15 protein-coding genes and 1 tRNA gene are annotated in these 14,485 nt (G+C 73.5%); 6 read left to right on the top strand and 10 right to left on the bottom strand.

Annotated features, from left to right (window positions below):
- Positions 1-216, bottom strand: coding sequence for an RNA-binding S4 domain-containing protein (locus AFB00_RS05710; RefSeq protein WP_068796353.1), 216 nt, complete (start codon positions 214-216; stop codon positions 1-3).
- 33 nt (positions 217-249) lie between these two features.
- On the opposite strand from AFB00_RS05710, the gene AFB00_RS05715 reads away from it, so the two are divergent.
- Positions 250-855 (top strand): class I SAM-dependent methyltransferase, encoded by a 606-nt coding sequence (locus AFB00_RS05715; RefSeq protein ID WP_068796354.1) that lies wholly within the window; start codon positions 250-252, stop codon positions 853-855.
- Between the two features lie 42 nt (positions 856-897).
- Here the strand turns inward: AFB00_RS05715 and AFB00_RS05720 are convergent.
- Both AFB00_RS05720 and AFB00_RS05725 read right to left on the bottom strand, forming a co-directional pair.
- Positions 898-974 (bottom strand) — tRNA-Met (locus AFB00_RS05720).
- 94 nt (positions 975-1,068) lie between these two features.
- Positions 1,069-3,978, bottom strand: a complete 2,910-nt coding sequence (locus AFB00_RS05725; RefSeq protein ID WP_068796355.1) for a UPF0182 family protein — start codon at positions 3,976-3,978, stop codon at positions 1,069-1,071.
- A 248-nt stretch (positions 3,979-4,226) separates the two neighbouring features.
- On the opposite strand from AFB00_RS05725, the gene AFB00_RS05730 reads away from it, so the two are divergent.
- Positions 4,227-5,231: a YlbL family protein gene (locus AFB00_RS05730; protein ID WP_068796356.1), complete on the top strand. Its 1,005-nt coding sequence runs from the start codon at positions 4,227-4,229 to the stop codon at positions 5,229-5,231.
- Positions 5,232-5,317: 86 nt separating this feature from the next.
- Positions 5,318-6,856 carry a zinc-dependent metalloprotease gene (locus AFB00_RS05735; protein ID WP_068796357.1) on the top strand — a complete coding sequence of 513 codons (1,539 nt, stop codon included), beginning with the start codon at positions 5,318-5,320 and terminating at the stop codon, positions 6,854-6,856.
- 9 nt (positions 6,857-6,865) lie between these two features.
- Here AFB00_RS05735 and AFB00_RS05740 read toward each other — a convergent pair whose 3' ends face one another.
- Both AFB00_RS05740 and AFB00_RS05745 read right to left on the bottom strand, forming a co-directional pair.
- The gene (locus AFB00_RS05740; RefSeq protein ID WP_083275303.1) at positions 6,866-7,462 is read right to left on the bottom strand and encodes a M48 metallopeptidase family protein; all 597 of its coding nucleotides are present in this window, start codon (positions 7,460-7,462) and stop codon (positions 6,866-6,868) included.
- A gap of 88 nt (positions 7,463-7,550) precedes the next feature.
- The gene (locus AFB00_RS05745; protein WP_068796359.1) at positions 7,551-7,991 is read right to left on the bottom strand and encodes a hypothetical protein; all 441 of its coding nucleotides are present in this window, start codon (positions 7,989-7,991) and stop codon (positions 7,551-7,553) included.
- Positions 7,992-8,082: 91 nt separating this feature from the next.
- Between AFB00_RS05745 and AFB00_RS05750 the strand changes: the two genes are divergently transcribed.
- Together AFB00_RS05750 and AFB00_RS05755 are read left to right on the top strand one after the other, a co-directional pair.
- Positions 8,083-8,556 (top strand): hypothetical protein, encoded by a 474-nt coding sequence (locus AFB00_RS05750; protein WP_068796360.1) that lies wholly within the window; start codon positions 8,083-8,085, stop codon positions 8,554-8,556.
- Complete coding sequence (locus tag AFB00_RS05755; protein ID WP_068796361.1) at positions 8,553-9,884, top strand: ABC1 kinase family protein; 1,332 nt, start codon at positions 8,553-8,555, stop codon at positions 9,882-9,884. Before AFB00_RS05750 ends, AFB00_RS05755 begins: the two co-directional genes overlap by 4 nt.
- Positions 9,885-9,900: 16 nt before the next feature.
- Here the strand turns inward: AFB00_RS05755 and AFB00_RS05760 are convergent, their stop codons facing one another.
- Complete coding sequence (locus tag AFB00_RS05760) at positions 9,901-10,500, bottom strand: TetR/AcrR family transcriptional regulator (protein ID WP_231974243.1); 600 nt, start codon at positions 10,498-10,500, stop codon at positions 9,901-9,903.
- Between the two features lie 74 nt (positions 10,501-10,574).
- On the opposite strand from AFB00_RS05760, the gene AFB00_RS05765 reads away from it, so the two are divergent.
- On the top strand, positions 10,575-10,988 hold the full coding sequence (locus tag AFB00_RS05765) for a VOC family protein (protein ID WP_068796363.1): 414 nt from the start codon (positions 10,575-10,577) through the stop codon (positions 10,986-10,988).
- A 70-nt stretch (positions 10,989-11,058) separates the two neighbouring features.
- Here the strand turns inward: AFB00_RS05765 and AFB00_RS05770 are convergent, their stop codons facing one another.
- The 4 genes from AFB00_RS05770 to AFB00_RS05785 all read right to left on the bottom strand — a co-directional run bounded on the left by AFB00_RS05770 (position 11,059) and on the right by AFB00_RS05785 (position 14,388).
- Entirely contained in the window at positions 11,059-11,319 is a 261-nt protein-coding gene (locus tag AFB00_RS05770; RefSeq protein ID WP_068796364.1) for a hypothetical protein, read from the bottom strand.
- 41 nt (positions 11,320-11,360) lie between these two features.
- The gene (locus AFB00_RS05775; protein WP_269466024.1) at positions 11,361-11,717 is read right to left on the bottom strand and encodes a WhiB family transcriptional regulator; all 357 of its coding nucleotides are present in this window, start codon (positions 11,715-11,717) and stop codon (positions 11,361-11,363) included.
- Positions 11,718-11,911: 194 nt separating this feature from the next.
- Positions 11,912-12,193, bottom strand: a complete 282-nt coding sequence (locus AFB00_RS05780) for a hypothetical protein (RefSeq protein ID WP_156819398.1) — start codon at positions 12,191-12,193, stop codon at positions 11,912-11,914.
- A gap of 155 nt (positions 12,194-12,348) precedes the next feature.
- Positions 12,349-14,388 carry an ATP-dependent DNA helicase UvrD2 gene (locus tag AFB00_RS05785; RefSeq protein ID WP_068800037.1) on the bottom strand — a complete coding sequence of 680 codons (2,040 nt, stop codon included), beginning with the start codon at positions 14,386-14,388 and terminating at the stop codon, positions 12,349-12,351.
- Positions 14,389-14,485 lie beyond the last annotated feature (97 nt).

A 14,485-nucleotide genomic window follows, 5' to 3' on the forward strand; every position in this document is an offset into this window, starting at 1 on the left:
TCAGGCGGGCCGGGCCCGGCGGCCGTCGACGCTCACGACGTCGCCCCGGTTCAGCCGGGCGCCGCGGCGGTGCTCGGGCTCGCCGTTGACCGTCACCAGCCCGGCCTCCAGGAGCTCCTTGGCGTGGCCCCCGTCCTCGGCGAGGTTCGCGAGCTTGAGGAACTGGCCGATCCGGATCGGCTCCTCGCGGATCGGCACGTCCTGCGGGGTCGTCATGGCGCCATTGTGCGCGCCGTAGCATCGTCCGGCGTGGGTGACCACTACTTCAGCGCCACGCCGACCGCCGCCAGCCGGCCCGGCTCGGTCCGGCTGCACACGTCCGGTGTCGATCTCGAGCTGGCGACCGACGCCGGGGTCTTCTCCGGCTCCCGGATCGACCGCGGGACGAAGGTGCTGCTCGACAGCGCCCCCATGCCGCCGGTCCGCGGCCCGCTGCTGGACGTCGGCTGCGGCTACGGCCCGATCGCCCTCACCGTCGCGTCCCGGCGGCGACGGCTGCCGGTGTGGGCGGTGGACGTGAACGAGCGCGCGCTCGGCCTCACCCGGTCCAACGCCGAGGCCGCGGGCCTGGGCAACGTCACCGCCTGCCGGCCGGACGAGGTCCCCGCCGACGTGACGTTCGCCGGGATCTACTCGAACCCGCCGATCCGTTCCGGCAAGGGCACGCTGCACGAGCTGATGCTGCGCTGGCTGCCCCGGATGGCCCCGGGCGGTCGGGCGTACCTCGTGGTCGCGAAGAACCTCGGCTCGGACTCGCTGCACCGCTGGCTGGAGGACGAGCAGGGCTACCCGACGACCCGGCTGCTCTCCGAGAAGGGCTACCGGGTGCTGGAGGTCGCGCCGCGGGAGGCCTGAGACGGACGAAGGGCCCCGGATGAGATCCGGGGCCCTTCGTGGTGGTAGCGGGGGTAGGATTCGAACCTACGACCTCTGGGTTATGAGCCCAGCGAGCTACCGAGCTGCTCCACCCCGCGCCGTCCGGGACCGTGAACGATCCCGTCTGTGTTGTGTCACCACCGTACACCGGCGCTTCCGGCACCCCCGACGGGGGGTGCCGGAACCGCTGCGTCAGCCGCCGGTGCCCTGGAACTCCGCGACCGCGCGGTCGAGCTCGGCCAGCGCCTCACCCTGCTTGGCGAAGTCACCGGCCTGCTGGGCCGCCTTGAGGTTGCTCAGCGCCGTCCGGATGCCCTGCGCCGCGGTCGCCTGCTCCGGGCTCGGCGTGCCCGGCGTGGCCGGCGCCGGCGTCTGCCCGCCGGCCGGCGGCGTCTCCGGTGCGGGCTGGCCCGCCGACGGCGCGGCACCGCCCGCGGCGGCGCCCGCACCGGCCCCGAAGACCTCGTCCAGCGCCGCGGACAGGCTGGCGTTGTAGCCGACCCGGCCGCCGTAGCTGACCAGCACGCGGGCCAGCTGCGGGTAGGAGACCTCCTGCCCGGCCCGCTCGATGTAGACCGGCTCGATGTAGAGCAGACCGCCCGCCACCGGGAGGGTGAGCAGGTTGCCGTAGTCGATCGTGGTCTGGTTCTGCCGGAGCAGGTTCAGCTCGGAGGAGACCTCCGGTGAGCCGAGGAACTGCGCCTGCACCTGCTGCGGGCCCAGTGTCTGGGTCTCGTTCGGCAGTTCCAGGACCGTGATCTTGCCGTAGGTCTCGGGATCGGAGCTGGCCGAGACGTAGGAGGCGAGGAACTGCCGGCGCAGGCTGACCAGCGCGCTGGTCAGCTGGAACGACGGGCCGTCCTGGCCGGGCAGCCCGGCGTAGAGGTAGTAGGGCGGCTGCGACTCCTGGGTGCCGCCACCACCCGCTCCCTGGACCGTCGGGTCGGACGGGACGTCCCAGAACGCGACCGTCGAGAAGAACTCGCCCGGGTCGTCGACGTGGTACCGGGTGAGCAGCTCCCGCTGCACCTTGAACTGGTCCTCCGGGTAGCGCAGGTGGGCCTGCAGCTCCGGGGTGATGGCCGAGCGGGGCTCGACCGTGCCCGGGAAGGCGTTCATCCAGGTCTTGAGGACCGGGTCCTGCTCGTCGAAGGCGTACATCCGGACGGTGCCGTCGTAGGCGTCGACCGTGGCCTTGACCGAGTTGCGCAGGTAGCTGACGGTCTCGTTCGGCAGCTGCTGGCCGTTCGGCCCGATCCGCGAGTCCGCGGTGGCGTCACCGAGCTGCACGCGCTCGGCGTACGGGTAGTCCTGCAGCGTGGTGTAGCCGTCGATGATCCACTGGATCCGCCCGTCGACGACGGCCGGGTACGGGTCGTTGTCGAGCTTCAGCCACGGCGCGACGGCCTGCACCCGGTCCCGCGGGTTGCGGACGTACATGATCTTCGACTGGTCGTTGATCGAGCTGTTGAACAGGATGTTCCGGTCGCCGTAGGCGAGCGCGAAGACGGCCCGGTCGAAGATCCCGCCGACCGGCACACCGCCGGCGCCGGTGTAGGTGTACTGCGCCTCGTCCGAGTCGTACTCCCGCGGCGGGGTGCCCTCCTCGGCCCCGACGATCGAGTACTGGTTGTCCAGCAGCTCGCCGTAGTAGATCCGCGGCTGGTCCACCGGGATGTCACCGCGGGTCTGGGTGTCGCTGTTGTTGAACACCGGCAGGCCGCCCTGGCCGCCCGCGTCCTCCAGCGCCTCGTTGACCTGGTTCGCCGGGGCCGACACGAAACCGTTGCCGTGGGTGTAGACGAGGTGGCGGTTGATCCAGTCCTGCTGGTTGCCGAACAGTGCGTTGACGTCGATCTCCCGCAGCGCGACCACGTAGTCCTGGGTCTGGCCGTCGACCGTGTAGCGGTCGATGTCCAGGTTCTGCGCGAAGCCGTAGAAGTTGCGGCGCTGCTGGAGGTTGGTGAACGTGCGGTTCAGCTTGCCCGGGTCGAGCAGCCGGATGTTCGGGATCGTGTCGGTGTCCGCGCGCACCTGGGCCGGGGTGGCCTCGGACTGCCCGGCGTAGGGCTGTACCTCGACCGTGTCCGGGCCGATCCCGAACGCGTCCCGGGTCGCGGCGATGTTGCGTTCGATCGACGGTGCCTCGCGCTCGTTCGCGTTCGGTGCGACCACGAACTGCTGCAGCACCAGCGGGAACGCGGTACCGACCAGGATCGAGGAGATCACCAGCATCACGACGGCGACCGCGGGGATCTGCAGGTTCTGCCGGAACGCGGCGAAGAAGAACGCCAGCGCGCACACCACCGCGATGATCAGCAGGATGAGCTTCGCCGGCAGCACCGCGTTGAGGTCGGTGTACGTGGCGCCGTAGAACGTCTGCGAGTTGCGGTTGGACCACAGCAGGTCGTACCGGTCGAACCAGTAGGCGACGGCCTTGAGCAGCACGAACACCCCGGCGAGGATGGCCAGCTGGGCCCGCGCGGCGGTGGAGACGAAGCCGGAGCGCCCGGACAGCCGGATCCCGCCGAAGACGTAGTGCGTGATCAGGCTCAGCACGAAGCAGATCGCGATGGCGACGAACAGCCAGTTCAGCACCATCCGCAGGAAGGGCAGGGTGAACGCGTAGAACGCGATGTCGTTGCCGAACTCCGGGTCGACCTGGCCGAACGGCGTCCCGTGCAGGAAGGTCTGCACCGTCTGCCACTGGACCGGCGCGGCGAGCCCGGCCACCAGGCCGACGACGACCGGGACACCGACGGCGAACACGCGCAGCCGCTGGATGATCGTCGTGCGGTAGCGGGCGACCGGGTCCTCGGGACCGGAGACCGGCACGAACACCGGCCGGTACCGGTAGGCCAGCCACAGCGCCAGCGCGACGAGCCCGCCGACCACCAGGCCGACGACGCCGAACAGCACGATCTGGGTGAACAGCCGGGTGAGCTGCACGCTCCGGAACCCGACCTCGCCGAACCACAGGTAGTCGACGTAGAAGTTCAGCAGCCGCGAGCCACCGAGCAGAAGCACTACGAGGACGCCCGCGGCGACCAGCAGGATCCGGGTTCGACGGGTCAGCGACGGCGCTCCCACGGGGGGCCGCATGGACGACACGGGCACGCTCCACAGCTCGGGTACTTCTGGACAAGACACGAGCCGGCGGGGAGTGACGGCGCGGTTCTCCGCGCCCAACTCTACGGAGAACGCGTGAGTTCGCGGTTGAGGACCGGCGTGTCGGTCGATTTCTCCCCGGAAAAGACATATCGGGCGACGGTGCGGGTAGTGGGCCCGGGCGCGCCCGCGCGCGCGTCCGACCGTAAGGTGCGGCCGTGGGCGTTCGATCTTCGGCGTGGGTGACGGCCCTGCTGGTGCTGGTGGGCCTCGCCGTCGTCGGGTCCGTCGTGCCCGCCCCGGTCGTCGCGCTCGGCCCGGGGCCGACCTTCGACACCCTCGGCGACGTCGACGGGACCCCGGTCGTCTCCGCGGAGGGGCTCCCGACCTATCCGACCGAGGGTCACCTCAACATGACCACGGTCGGTGTCACCGACGGGATCTCCGGCCTGCGTGCGCTCGGGATGTGGGCGTCGGGCAGTTTCCGCCTGGCCCCGCGGTCGACGCTGTACCCGCCCGGCGAGAGCACCGAGCAGGTCACCGCACAGAACCAGCAGGAGTTCGACGGCTCCATCGCCAACGCCGAGGCCGCCGCCCTGACCCATCTCGGGCTGCCGACCCGGGTCACGGTCGGCTCGCTGACCGACGGGTCGCCGTCGGCGGACGTGCTGCGCGCCGGGGACGAGATCCGGGCCGTCTCCGGTACCCCGATCTCCTCGGTGCAGGGCCTGCTCGACGCCCTCGGCACCGCGCGGCCCGGTACGCCGCTGGTACTGGCCGTGTCCCGGGACGGTGCCGCACCGTCCGACGTCACCGTCGTCCCGGCCCCGCACCCCGCCGACCCGGGCCGCGCGTTCCTCGGGATCACCCCGGCGACCTCACCGGCCGACGGGCAGCGACTCTCGATCACCCTCGGCGACGTCGGCGGCCCCTCCGCCGGCCTGATGTTCAGCCTGGCCCTGGTGGACAAGCTGACCCCCGGCCCGCTCACCGGTGGCCGGTTCATCGCGGGCACCGGGACGATCGACGCGGAGGGCGGGGTCGGACCGATCAGCGGCATCCGGTTCAAGATGCTGCGCGCGCAGGAGGTCGGGGCGCAGACCTTCCTGGTGCCCGCCGAGAACTGCACCGAGGCCGCCGCCGAGGCCCCCGACGGGCTGCAGCTGGCCCGGGTCGGGACGCTCGACGAGGCCGTCGCCGCGCTGCGGACGCTGGACGCCGGCGGAACGCCGGTGGCCTGCTCGTAGTTCCCCGCTACGCCGGTGGCGAACTCCGCCGTCACCAGCGACGCTCCACCGCATCCGGGGACACCGACCCGCGTACGGTGGGGCCCATGAGTGACACCCCGTTCGGATTCGGCCCCGCCGACCGCGACCGTGACAAGGACGACTCGTCCGGCCCGGGCGACGGCGAGTCCGGCTCGGGCGGGTCGGGCCGGGACCCCGAGGGGCCCCGTGACCCGTTCGGCTTCGGGTCGCACCCGGCGTCGGACGACCCGGCGGGCCGGCAGTCCGGCGCGGAGCAGAACCCGTTCGCGGCGTTCGGGATGGGCGGGCTGCCGGGGATGCCCGGCATGCCGGGCGGTCCCGGCGGCAACTTCGACATGGGCCAGCTCGGTCAGATGCTCTCCCAGCTCGGCCAGATGCTGAGCCACGCGGGGCCCGGTTCCGGTGGTGGCCCGGTGAACTACGACCTCGCCGCACAGCTGGCCACCCAGCAGCTCGCGCAGACGACGTCGTCGCTCACCGACGAGCAGCGCACGGCCGTCGCCGAGGCCGTCCGGCTCGCCGAGCTGTGGCTCGACCCGGCCACCTCGTTCCCGTCGGCCGGTGGCGAGGTGAAGGCCTGGACGCCCAGCGACTGGGTGCGGGCCGGCATGCCGACCTGGAAGCGGCTGTGCGACCCGGTGGCGAACCGGCTGTCCGCGGCCTGGGTCGAGGGCCTGCCCGAGGAGATCCGCGCGCAGGCCGGCCCGATGCTGGGCATGCTCGGCCAGATGGGTGGGATGGCCTTCGGCAGCCAGCTCGGCCAGGGGCTCGCCCAGCTCGGCAAGGAGGTGCTGACCTCGACCGAGCTCGGCATCCCGGTCGGCCCGGAACGCACGGCGGCGCTGCTGCCCGAGGCGATCGCCCGGTTCACCGAGGGCCTGGACCGCCCGGCCGGCGAGGTCACCCTCTACCTGGCCGCCCGCGAGGCCGCCCACCAGCGGCTCTTCGCCGGGGCGCAGTGGCTGCGCGAGCGGCTGCTCGGCGCCGTGGAGGACTACGCCCGCGGCATCACCGTGGACACCTCGCGGATCGAGGAGCTCGCCCGCGGCATCGACCCGTCGAACCCGGAGTCGATCCAGGAGGCCATGTCCTCGGGCATGTTCGAGCCGGAGGACACACCGGAGCAGAAGGCCGCGCTGGCCCGGCTCGAGACGCTGCTCGCGCTGATCGAGGGCTGGGTGGACACCGTGGTCGACGCGGCGCTCGCCGAGCGGCTGCCCGGGTCCGCGGCGATGCGGGAGACGATGCGCCGGCGCCGGGCCTCCGGCGGACCGGCCGAGCAGGCGTTCGCGACGATCGTCGGGCTGCAGCTGCGACCGCGGCGGCTGCGGGCGGCCGCCGAGCTGTGGCAGCTGCTGGAGCAGGAGCGGGGCATCGAGGGCCGGGACGCCGTCTGGTCGCACCCGGACCTCATCCCGGTGGCCGACGACCTGGACGACCCGGCGGCGTTCGTCCGCGGCGGGTCGGGCGGCGGTGTGCCGGACGACCCGATCGCCGAGCTGGAGCGGCAGATGGCCGCCGACGCCGAGCAGAAGGCCGAGCAGCAGAAGGCCGAGGACGGCGAGGACGAGGGCGAGCAGGGCGAGGACCGGCGCGGCTCCTGAGCCGCGGGCTCAGCTGCCGGTCGCGGCGATCCGGTCGTCCGGCAGCTCCGCGTCCTGCTCGGCGGTGGGCGGGTCGCCGTCCACCCCGGTGATGCCCAGGGACGCGGCGGCGTTGAGCCCCTCGAGGTAACCGATCGCCCGCTCGGTCCGCGGGTAGCGGTAGACCCAGGACCAGAACACGTCGTCGTGCGCGGCCGAGAGCAGGTGCGCCAGCTCGTGCACCAGGACGTAGTCGACGACCCAGCCGGGCGCGTCCCGCAGCCGCTCGCTGATCCGGATCGTGCGGTCCACCGGGGTGCACGACGCCCAGCGGGTCCGCATGGTCGGGACCCAGCGGACCGACGCCGGATCCGTGCGGCCCTCCAGCCAGCGGCTGGACAGCTCCTGCGCCCTCGTCAGCAGCGCCTCGTCGCCGGTGCGCCCCGGGGAACGGCGCCGGGCCTCGCTCGCCTCCATCCGCTGGACCATCTTGGCGACCCAGTCGCGTTCCTGTTCGTCCGACATCCAGCCCGGGATGAACACCACCATCCGATCACCTTCACGGCGGGCACTCACCATGCGCTTCCGGCGGGCACTGCGACGGACCTCGACCGCGGGGCTAGCCATGGCTCCAGGGTATGCCGCCGGGCCCGTCCGCGGTGAGCCGCCGGTCGGGGTCGTCCCTCGCGGGCCACTCCGGCGGCCGGGACCGCGGTCACCGGTGCCGTCCGGGCCCCGGCTCTCGCCCCGGCGACGCCCGCCGGGGCACCGTGTCGGCATGACCCGGCTGCCCGACCGTCTGGTGCTCGCCCCGCACCACGATCTGCTCGTCACCGGGCCCCGGGCCCGGCGGATCGGCACCGGGCCCGGCGCCCGGGACCTCGCGGAGCTGTCGCCGTCCGCGGTCACCGCGCTGGACCGGCTCGCCGACTCTCCGGGTGCGCCCGGTGATCTCCCGGGTGCACCGGGCCCGGAGCGGGACGCCACGCTCGCGCTGCTGCAGGTGCTCTGGCGGGACGGCCTGCTCACCGATCCGGACGCGGCGGACCGGGTGCAGCGGCGGCGCGCCACGGCTCTGGTCGAGGTGCGCGGGGACTCGGCGCTGGCGGTCGCCGTCGTCGTGGGGCTGGCCGGCGCGGGGATCGGGCAGGTGCACCCGGTGGTCGGCGGCGTGACCGGGCGCGGGCGACGTCGCGGCGGGGCTCGCCGAGCCGGCCGGTACCGACCGGGCCGCCGGGCTGGCCAGGGTGCTCGGCGTCGCCGGGGTCCGGGCCGCTGCCCCCGGCCGGGTGCCGCCGGACCTCGTCGTCCTCGCCGGGCCGCCCGCGCCGGGCCCGGCCGGAGCGGTCGACCATCTCGTCGTCACGGTCCGCAACGGGCGCGGGGTGGTCGGGCCGCTGGTGCTCCCGGGCCGCGGTCCCTGCCTGCGGTGCGCGGCGATGGCCGGGCACGGTCCGCACCCCGGCCCGCGGACGGCGGCACCGCACGTCGTCACCGCGACCGGCGCGCTGGCGGTGGGGCAGGTGCTCGCCGCCGTCGACGGGCCGGTCCGCGGCGGGGACCCACCGGCGTCCTGGGCGGCCCAGCTGGAGATCGACCCGGACACCGCGAGGATCACCGCCCGTCGGGTGCACCGGCACCCGGACTGCCCGTGCCGCACGGCGTCCGTCCCGACTGCGCCGTGCGGGACCACCGCTCAGGGGTGGACAATCACGGTGTGAGCGACATTCCACGCCGTACCGCCTCGCGGACCGCGAAGCTCGCCGGCATCCCGCTCGGCGTCGCCGGACGCGCCGCCGCGGGCTTCGGACGCCGGCTCACCGGGGGCGACCGCGACGAGATCTCGGCCCAGCTCGCCGCGAAGAGCGCCGAGCAGCTGTTCGCCGTGCTCGGGGAGCTCAAGGGCGGTGCGATGAAGTTCGGGCAGGCACTGTCCGTGTTCGAGGCCGCCGTCCCCGACGAGTACGCCGAGCCCTACCGCGAGGCGCTGACCAAACTCCAGACGGCGGCACCGCCGATGCCGATGGCCGACGTCGACTACATGCTGACCAACCAGTTCGGCCGGTCCTGGCGGTCCCGCTTCGCGGAGTTCGACGAGACCCCGGCCGCGTCGGCCAGCATCGGCCAGGTGCACCGCGCGGTGTGGAAGCGGGACGGGCGCGACGTCGCGGTGAAGGTGCAGTATCCGGGCGCCGAGGAGGCGCTGCGCTCGGACCTGCGCCAGCTCGGCCGGATGAGCCGGATCCTGCAGCCGCTCGTGCCGGGCATGGAGATCAAGCCGCTGGTCGAGGAGCTCCGCAGCCGGATGGAGGAGGAGCTCGACTACCGCGACGAGGCGACCTACCAGCGGGAGTTCGCCGAGATCTACGCCGACGACCCGGAGGTCAAGATCCCGCGGGTGGTGGGATCGGCCCCGAAGGCCGTCATCACCGAGTGGGTGCAGGGCCGCCCGCTGTCGTCGGTCATCCGGGACGGCACGACCGCCGAGCGCGATCACGCCGGTGACCGGCTGGCCCGCTTCCACTACGCCGCACCGGACCGCGCGCACCTGCTGCACGCCGACCCCCATCCGGGGAACTTCGGGATCCTCGACGACGGCCGGTTGCTCGTCCTGGACTTCGGCGCGGTCGCCCGGATGCCCGACGGCATGCCGCCCGAGCTCGTCGCGATGACGAAGTACGCGCTCGGCGGCCGGGGCGGCGACCTGATGGCGCTGATGCGGTCGGCCGGCTTCGTCCGGCCGGGCGCCCGGGTCGAGGAGGAGCAGATCCTCGCCTACCTCGCCCCGTTCACCGAGCCGCTGGGCACCGAGGAGTTCCACTTCAACCGTCGCTGGATCCAGCGGCAGGCCGAACGGGTCGGGGACCTGCGCAGCCCGGACGCGGCGATCGGCCGGGCGCTCAACCTCCCGCCGAGGTTCCTGCTCGTGCACCGGGTGACGATGGGGACGCTCGGCATCCTCTGCCAGCTCGACACCCGGGTGCGGCTGCGCGAGATCGTGGCCGAGTGGCAGCCGGAGATGTTCGCCCCGGACGCGCCGACCGGCTGACCCGGCGCGCGGCCGCTCACGTACGCAGCCCGGCGAGCGTGCGTTCCAGGACGGCCCGCGCGGCGGCACGGTCGGCGGAGTCGGCGGAGTCGGTGCGGTCGGCGGATCCGGCCAGCCACACGGCCAGCTCGTTCATCGCCCCGGACAGCAGCCGGGCCAGCGGTTCGACCGGTTGCGGAGCCAGCTCACCGACCTCGATCAGACCGGCGAGGGCCTCGGCGAGATGACGCCCGGAGGCGCGCTCGTCCAGCTCGCGCCAGGCCTGCCAGCCCAGCACCGCGGGTCCGTCGACGAGCATGATCCGTGCGGTCGCCGGGCCGGTGCTGGCGTCGAGGAACGCGAGGCAGCCGGCGAGCAGCTGCTCCCATCGGCCCGGCTCCGCGTCCGCCGCCTCGGCCACCCGCTCACCCACCCGGTCCTGCACCCGTTCGAGGACGGCGGCGAACACCGCGGCCTTCCCGTCGAACTGGTGGTAGAGCGCGCCCTTCGTCACCCCCGCCGCGGCGACGACGGCGGGGAGCCCCACCGCGGCGTACCCCTGCTCGGCGAACAGCCGCTCCGCCGCATCGAGCAGCGCCGTCCGCGTGCGTTCCCGTTGTTCGGTCCGGACCCCCACGACCACCTCCGTTGACATACCGAGAGTACGCCAATACCTTTCACATACTGTCGGTATGTCGATGAGGAGGAGCCGTGCTCCGCAGCTGCTACCCGGTGCTCGCCACCGGTGACGTCCGCACCGCCCGGGACTTCTGGACCGGGCCGATGGGCTTCGACGTCGTGTTCGACACCGACTGGTACGTCAGCCTCCGTCACGGCGACCACGAGCTCGCGATCCTGGACCGCGACCATCCGACGATCCCGGAGTCCCACCGCGGCCGGTCGGCCGGCGGGATCCTGGTGAACCTGGAGGTCGACGACGTCGACGCCGAGTGGCGGCGCCTCGTCGTGCAGGGCGGGCTGCCGGTCGCACTCGGCCTGCGCGACGAGGACTTCGGCCAGCGGCACTTCATCGTGGCCGGGCCCGACGGGGTGCTGGTCGACGTGATCACCGAGATCCCGCCGTCCGCCGGGTTCGCCGCGGCCTTCGGTGCGGCCCGGGAGTGATCGGGCCCGGACACGACGGTGCCCCGCCCGGACCGGGTCCGGACGGGGCACTCGTGTCGCAGGGGCGGGATCAGCCGGTGCGGTGGCGCGCCCGCTCCGCGCGGGCCGACGCCCACGCTGCGAGCCGGGCCCAGCGGCGACCGGCGACGATGCTCCGGGCCAGCCGGTGCTCCGCCGCCGCCCGTTGCGCCTCGTGCTGATGGGATCTCGCCAGGGCTTCCTGGATGAGCGTCACGACGTTCTCCTGGTTGACGATGTGGGTGTGGGCGGCGAGTTCGCCGCGGACGGTCGGTCGCTCGATCGGCGCCATCGGCGCGGTCGTCAGGTTCATGTCGGTCTCCTCGGTGTCGGACTGCGGACGGTGTCGGTGGATCAGCTGCCGGCGGCCAGGGCGTAGGCCCGGTCGCGCTCCAGGTCGGCCTTGCGGGGGCGGCCCCTCGGGCGCTTGCGCGGGATGACCCGGCCACGCTCGAAGATCTCGCCACCCCACACGCCCCACGGCTCGCCGCGGTCCAGGGCGCCGGCGAGGCAGGCGTCCCGCACCGGGCAGCCGGTGCACAGCGACTTCGCCTGCTCCAGCTCGGTGGGCGACTCCGCGAACCACAGGTCCGCGTCCCCGTTGCGGCACGGCAGCGCCGACCACTGCGCACCGGACGGGGTGTTCGGCACGGTCTCGGACCGTGCGTCGTCGGGACCGGCGCAACCGCCGCCGGTCATGGTCCGGATCACTCCGCCGTCACACGGAGCTGACCTCACGTACACGATCGACCTCCTCGATCGAACTTCTTCTCTGCTTCGGGACAGGACGTGGGATTCCAGCGTTCTCATCTCTCGGGACGGATGGACGGACAAAAAAATCGGGGCCGCGAAACCCGTGTGCGTGGGTTCCGCGGCCCCGATGATCTGGGCTCGAGCGCTGAGGGTCAGGTTCCCCCTCGGCGTTCGGGAACGAACGCACCTGTGAACTTGTGGACATCGACGTTCAGGACTGCCTTCTCGGCGGCCCAGCCCTTCGGGTACACGTCTCCCCCGGTGGCGAGCGTGACGGGCGCGATGAGCTGGGCCTCGTCCCATCGGCGCAGGCCGGACATCGGGGAGGCGGTCAGGGTCGGGTGGGCGACCTCGTGCGGCACGACGGTCGTGGGAGCGCACGGGAGTGCGGTACCGACCTCGACTCCACCGGTCATCTTCACGATCTTGTCCACGTCGATCACCTCCTCCGTTGCTCCGCCTGAGCGGTCTCCCGCCTGGCGCATGTCCGCCCGATCCAGGTCGGTTCGCGCGGTGCCCTCGACATTAGGAGGGCGATGCACACCAGGGCAACTGATTATTCGAACTCTTCGCCGAAGTTCGAACCGAACTACTCGTCCGAGTGCTCGGCGAGCAGGCGCAGGACGTCGTCGCCGTAGCGGTCGAGCTTGGCCGCGCCGATGCCGGGGATCCCGACCAGCGACGACGGCGCGGTCGGCCGCTGCTCGGCGACCGCGGTGAGCGTGGCGTCGGTGAGCACGACGAACGCCGGGACACCCTGCTGCTTGGCCTCGGCGGCCCGCCACTGCTTCAACCGGTCGAGCAGTTCGAGATCCACGTCGGACGGGCAGTCGTCGCACCGCATCAGCTTGGTGGCGGTGCTGCCGAACAGCGGGGACCCGCAGACCCGGCACCGGGGCCTGGCCCCGCCGGGGCGCCGCTCCCCGGCGATCCGCGACGCCGGGTGCGAGTCCGGGATCAGCCCGTACAGGAACCGGGAACGGCGGCGCTTCGGCCCGCGGCCGGACGCCCGCGACAGCGACCACGACATCGACAGCACCCGCCGGGCCCGGGTGATCCCGACGTAGAACAGCCTGCGCTCCTCCTCGACGGCGTGCTCGTCGTCCCCGGCGTGCCCGATCGGCAGCGTGCCGTCGGCGAGCCCGACGAGGAAGACCGCGTCCCACTCCAGGCCCTTCGCCGCGTGCAGCGACGCCAGCGTGACCCCCTGCACCACCGGTGCCTGCGCGGAGTCGGCACGGGCGTCGAGCTCGGCGCACAGCCGGGCGAGGTCCGCCCCGGGCTCGATCGCCGCCAGCTCCTCGGCCACCCCGACCAGGGCCAGCAGCGACTCCCACTGGGCCCGCAGGGTGGCGCCCTTCGGGGGCTCGTCGCTGAGTCCGGCCCTGGCCCCGAGCACCGCCCGGGTGACGTCGACGAGGTCGGTGCCCGGCCGCTGGTCCGGCGCCGCGGACCGCAGCGCGACCATCGCCCTGCGGATTTCCGGGCGGGCGAAGAAGCGGTCACCGCCGCGCACCTGGTACGGCACGCCGGCGTCGGACAGCGCCTGCTCGTAGGCCTCGGACTGGGCGTTGATCCGGAACAGCACCGCGATCTCGCACGGCTCGGTGCCGTCCTTGAGGAGCGTGAGGATCCGGCCGGCGACGGCGGCGGCCTCGCCCGTCTCGTCGTCGTGCTCGGAGAAGTCGGGGTCCGGGCCGGGCGGGAGCTGGCCCACCAGCGAGAGCCGGGAGCCCGCCGGGCGGTGCCGGGCCGCGCCGATCAGCTGGTTCGCCGCGCCGACGATCTGCGGGGTCGAGCGGTAGTCGCGCTGCAGCCGGACGACGGCGGCGCCGGGGAACCGGCGCGGGAACTCCAGCAGGTAGCGCGGCGAGGCCCCGGCGAAGGTGTAGATCGTCTGGTTGGCGTCGCCGACGACGGTGAGATCGTCGCGGTCGCCGACCCAGGCGTCGAGCAGGCGCTGCTGCAGCGGCGTGACGTCCTGGTACTCGTCGACGACGAAGCAGCGGTAGCGCGAGCGGAACTCCTCGGCCACCCCGGCGTGCTCCTCCAGCGCGACCGCCGTGTGCAGCAGCAGGTCCTCGAAGTCGAGGACCTCGGCCCCGTTCTTCAGCTCCTCGTAGGCGGCGTAGGCCCGGGCCGCCTGGTCCGCCGGGCCGGGGGTGTCCCGGCGCCGGCGCGCGGCCTCGGCCGCGTAGTCGACCGGCGCGATCAGCGACGACTTGGCCCACTCGATCTCGGCGGCGAGGTCGCGCAGCGCGTCGGAGTCGGTTCCGGCCCCGGCGCGGGCCGCGGCCTGCCCGACCAGGCGCAGCTTGTGGTCGACCAGCGGCCACGGCTGCCCGCCGATCACCTGCGGCCAGAAGTAGCGCAGCTGGCGCATCGCGGCGGCGTGGAACGTGCGGGCCTGGACACCCCCGACGTCGAGGCCGCGCAGCCGGGTCCGCAGCTCGCCGGCGGCCCGGGCGGTGAAGGTGACGGCGAGCACCTGCCCGGCGACGACGTGGCCGCTGTTCACCAGGTGCGCGATCCGCCGGGTGATCGTGCGGGTCTTGCCGGTGCCGGCGCCGGCGAGCACGCAGACCGGGCCGCGCGGCGCCGTGACGGCCGCGCGCTGCTCCGGGTCCAGCCCGTCGGCACCGGCCGCGCCCTGCGGTGCCGCCGCGCCGCGGGTCGCGGGGGCGGGACGGGGAGCAGAGGTTCGCGACGGCACGCACCCATCCTGA

It is taken from the genome of Pseudonocardia sp. HH130630-07 (assembly GCF_001698125.1).
Lineage (GTDB): Bacteria > Actinomycetota > Actinomycetes > Mycobacteriales > Pseudonocardiaceae > Pseudonocardia.